We start from the raw sequence: 2,187 nt of genomic DNA on the forward strand, positions 1-2,187 counted from the left end.
GGCCGGGATCATCCCAGGTCTATTGATGGCCGCCTCGCTGATGACCATGGTCGCGGTTATTGGCAAACGGCAGGGTTTCCCCAGCCAACGCTTCGCAGGGTTCGGAGAGATCTGGCATTCCTTTCGGGACGGGTTCTTCGCGCTGATGGCGCCCGCGATCCTGCTGGGCGGCATGTTCAGCGGCTACTTCACCCCAACCGAGGCAGCGGCGGTTGCCAGTCTCTATGCCCTGCTGCTTGGGCTAGTGGTCTACCGCACCCTTCGTCCGGCAGACATCGTGCGCGTGATGATCGAGACGGTGGAGACGGCTGGCATCGTCGCGGTGCTGGTGATGGCGGCGGGTGCGCTGGGCTGGTGTATGTCGATCTCCCGCATTCCTCAGACCGTCGCCCCGGCGATGGTTGCCTCGATCCATAGCCCGCTGCTGTTCTTGCTGGTGTGCAACGTGCTGCTGCTGGTGGTGGGATGTTTCATGGAAACGCTGGCCGCCCTGCTGATCCTGATCCCGATCCTGGTGCCGGCGGCGCACAGCTTCGGCATTGCGCCGGTGCAATTCGGCATTATCATGATCTTCAATCTCATCCTCGGCACCATCCACCCGCCAGTGGGGGTGGTGCTGTTTATCACCTCCCGTATCGCCGAAATCTCGTTCGAGGCGATGTCTCGCGCGGTGCTCCCCTGGCTAGTACCGCTGCTGATCGTGTTGGCAGCCATCACGCTCTGGCCGCCGTTGACCACTTGGCTACCCGGCTTCGTGATGGATTGACCGCCGCCGCCCGGGCGAGCGCCCGAGCGAGTGCAGGGTGTGATCGGCGTTCATGACGGCGTTGGCACCTGGTGCTCCAACAATGCCAGGAAAGCCCTCACCTTTGCGCTGGCCAGGCGGCGCGTGCTGTGCAGCGCCCATATTTCCACCTCGGGACCGATGGCGGCCCCCCATTCGGTCAGCCGCCCGGCCGCGATATCCGGGGCCACCAACAATTTCGGCAGCAATGCCACCCCTGCCCCGCCAATGACGGCATCGCGAACCATCAGCAGCGACGAGAAGCTCAAGACCGGCTGGGCCTCGAAGGTCATGATACCGCCACCGGCACCGCGAACCCGCCACGCAGTGCTCGCACCCGGGGTCGCCATGACCACACCGCGCACCGGCCGCACCGCTCCGCTGGCTGGGACCTGCATGTCGGGTGCGGCGACCACGACCCTTGTATCGGTCATCACCCGGCGGCCCACCAGTCGCTCGTCGGCCGGCGGGTCGATCCGCAACACCACGTCGTAGCCGTCCTCCACTGGGTCGACCTGGCGATCCTCGGCAATCATCTCCAGCCGCACCTCTGGATAAGCTCGGGCGTATCGCAGAGCGACAGCAACCAGGGCCACATGGGCCAGCACCACGGGCGCACTGACGCGTAAGATGCCTCGCGGGGTGCCGGCGCCAGAGGCAATTTCCTCCGCAATCTCCGCGACCTCCACCAGCAGGGTGTTAGTCTGCTGATACAAGCGCTGACCTTCATCGGTCAGGCGCAGGCCCTTATCGCCACGCTCGATCAGCCGCACCCCCAATTGCCGCTCCAGCTCGGCAAGACGGCGCGACAAAGTCGCCTTTGGACGGCGCGCCGCCCGGCTCGCCGCCCCCAGTCCGCCATGGGCGGCCACCAGATTGAAGTCGCGCAGCATGTCGAGATCCATCGCGGCATGTTCCATAAATGGGATGGTCTGTCCCGATTATGCCGTCTGTATTCCGAAAACAGTATGAATATCTTCATCGGGCTGGTGCGATTGTCCGCCCGGCAGAAGGAGATATCAGCATGACCATCCTCGTTACCGGCGCCACCGGCACGATCGGGTCTCAGGTTCTCAGCGAGTTGGCAGGTGTATCGGTGAAGGTGCGGGCACTGACGCGGTCACCCGGTAAGGCGACACTGCCCGGCAGCACGACCGCCGTGGCGGCCGATGTTACAGATATCGAATCCTTGCGACAGTCGATGACGGGGATCAGCACGTTGTTCCTACTGGTCCCGAACCTGGCCGACGAGTTCACCCACGCCATGCTGGCGCTGGATGCCGCTAGGGACGTGGGCGTGAAGGGTGTGGTGTACCTCTCGGTCTATCGCGGAGAGGAGTATGCCGACGTGCCGCACTTTGCCGGCAAGGCGGCGGCGGAGCGCATGATCGCCGATGCCGCCC

General features: G+C 64.5%; 3 protein-coding genes. 2 read left to right on the forward strand and 1 reads right to left on the reverse strand.

The window, feature by feature from the left end; all coding sequences use genetic code 11:
- A partial coding sequence (locus GSQ76_RS09280) for a TRAP transporter large permease (protein WP_158743632.1) occupies window positions 1–766 on the forward strand: 766 nt, incomplete at its 5' end.
- Window positions 767–816: 50 nt separating this feature from the next.
- Here GSQ76_RS09280 and GSQ76_RS09285 read toward each other — a convergent pair.
- Entirely contained in the window at window positions 817–1,689 is an 873-nt protein-coding gene (locus tag GSQ76_RS09285; RefSeq protein WP_158743633.1) for a LysR family transcriptional regulator, read from the reverse strand.
- Between the two features lie 119 nt (window positions 1,690–1,808).
- Between GSQ76_RS09285 and GSQ76_RS09290 the strand changes: the two genes are divergently transcribed.
- The coding region (locus GSQ76_RS09290) for an NmrA family NAD(P)-binding protein (protein ID WP_158743634.1) at window positions 1,809–2,187 on the forward strand (379 nt) is incomplete at its 3' end.

The organism is Acidisphaera sp. L21 (assembly GCF_009765685.1).
In the GTDB taxonomy this organism is placed as follows: domain Bacteria; phylum Pseudomonadota; class Alphaproteobacteria; order Acetobacterales; family Acetobacteraceae; genus LMUY01.